Below are 6,389 nucleotides of genomic sequence, written 5' to 3'. Positions count from 1 at the left end.
ATTCCCGCCTGCCTCGCGACGCCGGGAATTGTCAGACAGGCCCTAGGGCGCGGTCGCTGAGGACGCTCGGCGTGCGGCGTCCGCTCACGCCGTCAGCGGGCGGTCGTACGGGGTGACCGGGGCCGGCAGGGCCGTCGTGCCCGTCAGCCAGTGGTCGACCGCGGCGGCGACCGCGCGGCCCTCCGCGATCGCCCAGACCACCAGGGACTGCCCGCGCCCGGCGTCCCCGGCCGCGAAGACGCCCGGCACGTTCGTCGCGAAGCGCGCGTCACGGGCGAGCGCGCCCCGCGCGTCGAGGTCCACGCCGAGCTGGTCGAGCAGCCCGCCCGGCGCGCGCTCGGGCCCACGGAAGCCGAGGGCGAGCAGTACCAGATCGGCCGGAAGCTCCCGTTCCGTGCCCGGCAGGGGGTGGCGCTCCGCGTCGACCTCGGTGAGGCGCACCGTCCGGACACGCCCCGCCGCGTCCCCGCCGAAGCGGAGCGTGGACGCCGCGAAGAGCCGCGCGTCGGCGTCCGCGAGAGGCGCGGTGCGCAACTCTCCCGCCTCCTCGTGCGCGGCGGAGAGCCGGTAGAGCCGTGGATACGTCGGCCAGGGCTCCGCCTGCTCGTCGCGGGCCTCGCCGGGGCGCGCGTAGATGTCCAACTGCGTCACGGACGCGGCCCCTTCGCGCACCGCCGTCCCCAGGCAGTCGGCCCCGGTGTCACCCCCGCCGACGATCACGACGTGCTTTCCCGCGGCGGAGAGCGGCGAGGCCTCCAGATCGCCCTCGCACACGCGATTGGCCAGCGGCAGATACTCCATGGCCTGCTCCACGCCCGCCAACTCCCTTCCGGGCACCTCGAGTTCGCGCCAGGCGGTCGCGCCGACGGCCAGTACCACCGCGTCGTGCCGGGACCGCAGCTCCGCCGCGCCCACATCGCGCCCGACCTCCGTCGACGTACGGAACCGCACGCCCTCGGCGATCAGCTGCCCGAGCCTGCGCTCCAGATGGCGCTTCTCCAGCTTGAACGCGGGGATGCCGTAGCGGAGCAGGCCGCCCGCCCGGTCGTCGCGCTCGTACACCGCGACGGTGTGTCCGGCGCGCGTCAGCTGCTGTGCCGCCGCGAGTCCGGCCGGGCCCGAGCCGACGACGGCCACCGTCTGCCCGGAGTGCCGGGCGGGCGCCCGCGGCGGGGCGAGGCCGTCGGTCCAGAGGCGGTCGGCGATGGCGGCCTCCACGTTCTTGATCGTCACCGCGGGCTGGTTGATCGCCAGGACGCAGCCCGCCTCGCAGGGGGCGGGGCAGAGGCGGCCGGTGAACTCGGGGAAGTTGTTGGTGGCGTGCAGCCGCTCCGCCGCCGCGTGCCAGTCGGCGCGCGAGACCAGGTCGTTCCAGTCAGGGATGAGGTTGCCGAGCGGACACGCCTGGTGGCAGAAGGGGACGCCGCAGTCCATGCAACGATCCGCCTGCGGCCCGATCAGGGGCAGCAGGGCTCCGGGGACGTACACCTCGTCCCAGTCCTTCACCCGCTCCCCGACGGGGCGGCGCGGCCATTCCTGGCGTGCGGTGGTGAGGAAGCCCTTGGGGTCGGCCATGGCCTCTCCCTCGCGCAGGGTTTTTGTCACCATACGTCCGTCCGCCGGCCGTGGCGCGCGGACGGGGTGCCGGGCCCCGCGAGGCAGCCCTGCGGCTCAGGTCAGGGCGACGATGAAGCACGCGGCCGCGCCGAGCGACGCCGTACCGCGGACGTGGTTCCAGGCGGTCCACTCCCGTACGTACGTACGCCAGTACGCGGCGCCCTCCGCGCTCTCCGGGTCGACCTTGGCGAGGGCGTTGTTGCGCGGGACGTTCGCGGCGACGGTCACCCCGAACGAGCCGACGATATGCAGCGCGCAGCCGAGCAGCAGTTCGACGGTGCCCTCGTCGGGCCAGAGCACGAAGGTTACGACGGCGAGCACCGCGCAGAGCCCTGTCGCCCCCAGGAACACGGCCATGAACGCCGGGCCGACCGCGGTGACGTTGACCGAGTTCATCGCGGCGATGCCCTGGGCCGGGGGCAGCGCGGCCAGGCCCCTCATCACGAAGGTGGAGAACGCGGCGAAGGCCCCGGCGGTGAGCCCGCAGGCGAGCGCCCCGAGCAGGGTGAGGACGAAGTACGGTCCGTCGATCATGGCAACTCCCGCGGTGAGTGGGGCGGTTGGCGGTCACTACTGAGCTGGGCGGGACGCGAGTGATCCTGCACGGCGGAGGGTGTCGCCACAAGTCAATTGCGGTGGGGCGGGCCGCCGCGGTCCTGCCCGTCAGCGGCGGCGGGGCGGATGCGTGGGTGTGCCGGTGCGGGGCGGTCTCCCGGGAACCCCGGCGGCATCATGGGCCTGTGCGACTCGAACCGATCACCTGGGAACGCCTGGCCGACACCCTCGCCGAGCGGCTGCTCGACCTGAAGACGGCCGGTGGAGGCCCATGGCTCCGCGTCGCCGTGGACGGCGCGCCCGCGAGCGGTACCGGCGAGCTGGCGCGGCGGCTCGGTGACGCGCTGCGGCTGCGCGGGCGCCCCCCGCTCGTCGTCGCCACGGAAGGGTTCTTGCGGCCCGCATCGCTGCGGCTGGAGTACGGGCACCAGGACGTGGAGGCGTACTACAGCGGGTGGTTCGACACCGGCGCGCTGTGGCGCGAGGTCCTCGGCCCGCTGGACCCGGGCGGCACGGGCCGTGTCCTGCCCGACCTCTGGGACCCGGCCGCCGACCGGGCGACTCGCAGCCCCTACGTCCCGCTCCCGCCCGGAGGCGTGCTGTTGCTGCACGGGCCGCTGCTGCTCGGCCACTGGTTCCCGTTCGACCTGACGGTCCACGTGCGCCTCTCGCCGGGTGCCCTGCGGCGGCGTACGCCGGAGGGGGAGCGGTGGACGCTGCCGGCCTTCGAGCGGTACGAGGCGGAGACGGATCCCGCGTCCGTGGCCGACGTGGTGGTACGGGCGGACGACCCGCGTCATCCCGCGTGGAGCGGCTGAACGCGAGGCGGGCCGGGGAGGGTTGCGTCCGGCGCCGGGGAGTTTCGTGAAAGCCTATCTATATGCACGTGCATATAGATAGGGTGTGGCCATGACCTCGAACAAGAGCACGAACCCCGTCGCCATAGGCGAATCCGTCCGCACGCTCCTCGACGGCAAGAACTTCGCCAGCGTCGCCACCCTTGGCCCGACCGGCGCCCCGCACAACTCGGTGGTGTGGATCAAACGGGACGGTGACGCCGTCCTGTTCTCCGCCACCGCGGGACGCCAGAAGCTCCGCAACCTCGAACGCGACCCGCGCATCAGCATCTCGGTCTACGACCTCGCCAACCCCTACTCCTCGGCCGAGATCCGGGGCGTCGCGGAGATCCTGCCGGACGAGGGCAAGCGGCTCCCGCACGAGCTCTCGCACAAATACCTCGGCATCGACCCCCCGGCGGAGAAGGACGACGAGGTCCGGGTCATCGTCCGCGTGACCCCGCACAAGATCATCACCTTCGCCCCCTGAGGCGTCGGCCCGCTCCGGATGCGTGGCGCCGGGAGCGCCACGAGAATGAGGGGCGCCGGGACCAGCGGCGCGCTCGCGCCGCTCCGGACACTGCCCGGCAACGGGAGGTACCGATGACCACCGCCGGAGACATCATGCACCGGGGCGCCCAGTGGATCCCCAAGCACGAGACCCTGGACCGCGCCGCCCAGCTGATGCGCCAGCTCGACGTGGGCGCGCTGCCCATCGCCGACGAGAACGAACGGCTCTGCGGCATCCTCACCGACCGCGACATCGTGGTCGACTGCGTGGCGATGGGGCACGACCCGTCCAAGGTCACCGCGGGTGACATGGCCAAGGGCACGCCGCGCTGGATCGACTCGGGCGCCGACGTCGACGAGGTCCTGCGGGAGATGCAGGGCCACCAGATCCGCCGCCTGCCGGTGATCGAGAACAAGCGGCTCGTCGGCATGATCAGCGAGGCCGACCTGGCCACGCACCTCAACGACGACCAGCTCGCGGGCTGGGTCGAGAGCGTCTACGCCAAGAACTAGGGCGCGCCCCGGCCCGCCCTCGCCCTCACAGCCAGCCGCTCTTGCGGAACCCGCGGTACAGCGTGAAACAGACCGTCACTACCAGGCTCATGATCAGTGGGTAACCGAACCGCCAGCGCAGTTCGGGCATGTGGTCGAAGTTCATGCCGTACATGCCGCAGACCATGGTCGGTACGGCGATGACCGCGGCCCAGGCGGTGATCTTCCGCATGTCCTCGTTCTGCGCGACGGTCACCTGGGCGAGGTGCGCCTGGAGGATGGAGTTCAGCAACTCGTCGAACGCGGCGATCTGCTCGGTGACCCGCTTCAAGTGGTCGTCGACGTCCCGGAAGTACGCCTGTATCTCCGGGGGGATGACTCGCATCGGCTGGGTGGCGAGCACCTGGAGCGGGCGGCCGAGCGGCACCACCGCCCGCTTCAGCTCCAGCAGTTCGCGCTTGAGCTGGTAGATGCGGCCGGGGTCGAGCCGCTCGCCGTCCGGGGCGAAGACGGCCGTCTCGACCAGGTCTATGTCCGACTGCACCGCGTCCGTCGCCGCGAGGTAGTCGTCCACGACCTGGTCCGCGATCGCGTGCAGCACGGTGGCCGGGCCCTTCGCCAGCTGCTCGGGCGCCGCCTCCAGCTCCTCGCGCAGCGGGCCGAGCGAGCCGTGTCTGCCGTGCCGGACCGTGATGACGAAGTCGCGGCCGACGAAGACCATGATCTCGCCGGTGTCCACCACCTCGCTGGTCGCGGTCAGCTCGGTGTGCTCCACATAGCAGACGGTCTTGAAGACGGCGAAGAGCGTCTGGTCGTACCGCTCGACCTTCGGGCGCTGGTGCGCGTGCACCGCGTCCTCCACGGCGAGCGGGTGCAGGTCGAACAGATCGGCGATGCTCGCGAACTCTCGCTCCGTCGGCTCGTGCAGCCCCAGCCAGACGAAGCCGTCACTGGTCCTGCGGACGCGCTCCACCGACTCGACCAGATCGCGGCCGGGCGGCTGGCGCACCCCCTTGTGGTACATCACGCAGTTCACCACCGACGAGCCCAGCGGGGAGCGGGCCGGGTGGCTCAGGTCGACGCGCGCGCCGCGGCGGCCAAGGCGTGCCACTCTGCGCAGGCCGCCGACCTTCCGCAGGCCCGTGACCTTGCCCAGGCTTCCGACCTTGCCCAGGCTCCCGACTTTTCGCAGGCTGCCTGCCATCGACATGTGGGGCTCCTCGCGCTGATGACGTGACGTGCCAGTCTGCCAGGACGGCCGCGGACTCTGCTCGGGCCTGTGGGAACGGAGTATTCCGTTCCGGAATGACCGGTTCTGCCTCCCGGGAGCAAGCCGGGCAAATGGGATGATCGCGGCATGACGCGAATCGACGGTCACCTCCTGGATCCCCGGCAGCTCCCCGACCCCCGTCAGCTCTCCGACGCGCGGCAGGCCGAGTCGAAGCAGCACTTCGCCGCCTATGCCGCCCTCTTCGACCCGACGACCTTCGGGCACATCGAACGCCTCGGCATCGGCCCCGGCTGGCGCTGCTGGGAGGTCGGGGCCGGCGGCACCTCCGTGATCTCCTGGCTCGCCAAGCGGGTCGGCCCCACGGGCCGGGTCCTGGCGACCGACATCGACACGTCCTGGCAGACCAGGGCCGCGCGCTCGCCCCTCGTCGTACGCACGCACGACGTCGCCGCCGATCCGCCGCCCGTCGAGGCGTTCGACCTCGTGCACGCGCGGCTGGTCCTCGTCGACGTCGCGGACCGGGAGCGGGCCGTGACGTCCATGCTCAGGGCGCTGCGGCCCGGCGGCAGGCTCCTGATCGAGGAGGCCGACCTGACGCTCCAGCCGCTGGCCTGCCCCGACGAGCACGGTCCCGCGCAGGAGCTGGCCAACCGGCTGCGCCACGCCGTGCGCACGCTGCTCGCGGGGCGCGGGGCCGACCTCGCGTACGGCCGCCGGCTGCCGCGGCTGCTGCGCGAGGCGGGACTGCGGAATGTGGAGTCCGACGCGTACTTTCCGCTGGCGTCACCGGCGTGCGCGGCACTGGAGACGACGACACTTCAGGGGCTCCGCCAGGACCTGATCACCGAGGGCCTGACCACGGCCGACGAGATCGACCACCACCTGTCCAACGTCGCCACCCCCACGATGGACGTGGCGACGCCCCCCTTGATCTCCACCTGGGGCAGAAAACCGTAACCCCCCCAACGGGCCCGAGCCCCAGGGCTCGGGCCCCGAAGGGGCGCGGGGAACGGCGCGCTCAGCCCAAGACGACCCGCACCCAGAGGACGGGGGTCCGGGCCCCGAAGGGGCGCGAGGAACTGCGCGCCAAGCCCAAGAGAACCCGCACACAAAAGACCACCGAGCCAAAGCGACCCCCACCGCTAAGG

At 72.3% G+C, this 6,389-nt stretch carries 7 protein-coding genes; 4 read left to right on the top strand and 3 right to left on the bottom strand.

Annotated features, from left to right (window positions below):
- Positions 1 to 84 precede the first annotated feature (84 nt).
- Both GKQ77_RS25130 and GKQ77_RS25125 read right to left on the bottom strand, forming a co-directional pair.
- Complete coding sequence (locus GKQ77_RS25130; protein WP_219691212.1) at positions 85 to 1,575, bottom strand: glutamate synthase subunit beta; 1,491 nt, start codon at positions 1,573 to 1,575, stop codon at positions 85 to 87.
- 96 nt (positions 1,576 to 1,671) lie between these two features.
- Positions 1,672 to 2,151, bottom strand: a complete 480-nt coding sequence (locus tag GKQ77_RS25125) for an anthrone oxygenase family protein (protein ID WP_219691211.1) — start codon at positions 2,149 to 2,151, stop codon at positions 1,672 to 1,674.
- A 206-nt stretch (positions 2,152 to 2,357) separates the two neighbouring features.
- Here GKQ77_RS25125 and GKQ77_RS25120 point away from each other — a divergent pair, with 206 nt between their 5' ends.
- The 3 genes from GKQ77_RS25120 to GKQ77_RS25110 all read left to right on the top strand — a co-directional run bounded on the left by GKQ77_RS25120 (position 2,358) and on the right by GKQ77_RS25110 (position 4,031).
- Positions 2,358 to 2,990 (top strand): nucleoside/nucleotide kinase family protein, encoded by a 633-nt coding sequence (locus GKQ77_RS25120; protein ID WP_219691210.1) that lies wholly within the window; start codon positions 2,358 to 2,360, stop codon positions 2,988 to 2,990.
- A gap of 91 nt (positions 2,991 to 3,081) precedes the next feature.
- On the top strand, positions 3,082 to 3,498 hold the full coding sequence (locus GKQ77_RS25115) for a PPOX class F420-dependent oxidoreductase (protein WP_219691209.1): 417 nt from the start codon (positions 3,082 to 3,084) through the stop codon (positions 3,496 to 3,498).
- A 113-nt stretch (positions 3,499 to 3,611) separates the two neighbouring features.
- Positions 3,612 to 4,031, top strand: a complete 420-nt coding sequence (locus GKQ77_RS25110; RefSeq protein WP_219691208.1) for a CBS domain-containing protein — start codon at positions 3,612 to 3,614, stop codon at positions 4,029 to 4,031.
- A gap of 25 nt (positions 4,032 to 4,056) precedes the next feature.
- On the opposite strand, the gene GKQ77_RS25105 is transcribed toward GKQ77_RS25110, so the two are convergent.
- Positions 4,057 to 5,220, bottom strand: a complete 1,164-nt coding sequence (locus GKQ77_RS25105) for a magnesium and cobalt transport protein CorA (protein ID WP_219691207.1) — start codon at positions 5,218 to 5,220, stop codon at positions 4,057 to 4,059.
- Between the two features lie 147 nt (positions 5,221 to 5,367).
- On the opposite strand from GKQ77_RS25105, the gene GKQ77_RS25100 reads away from it, so the two are divergent.
- Positions 5,368 to 6,198 carry a methyltransferase domain-containing protein gene (locus GKQ77_RS25100; protein WP_219691206.1) on the top strand — a complete coding sequence of 277 codons (831 nt, stop codon included), beginning with the start codon at positions 5,368 to 5,370 and terminating at the stop codon, positions 6,196 to 6,198.
- Positions 6,199 to 6,389 lie beyond the last annotated feature (191 nt).

Origin of the sequence: Streptomyces anatolicus (assembly GCF_019400875.1) — a bacterium.
GTDB lineage: Bacteria > Actinomycetota > Actinomycetes > Streptomycetales > Streptomycetaceae > Streptomyces > Streptomyces anatolicus.
The sequence above is the reverse complement of the archived record's forward strand: the minus strand, read 5'-3'. Positions and strand labels throughout refer to the sequence as shown.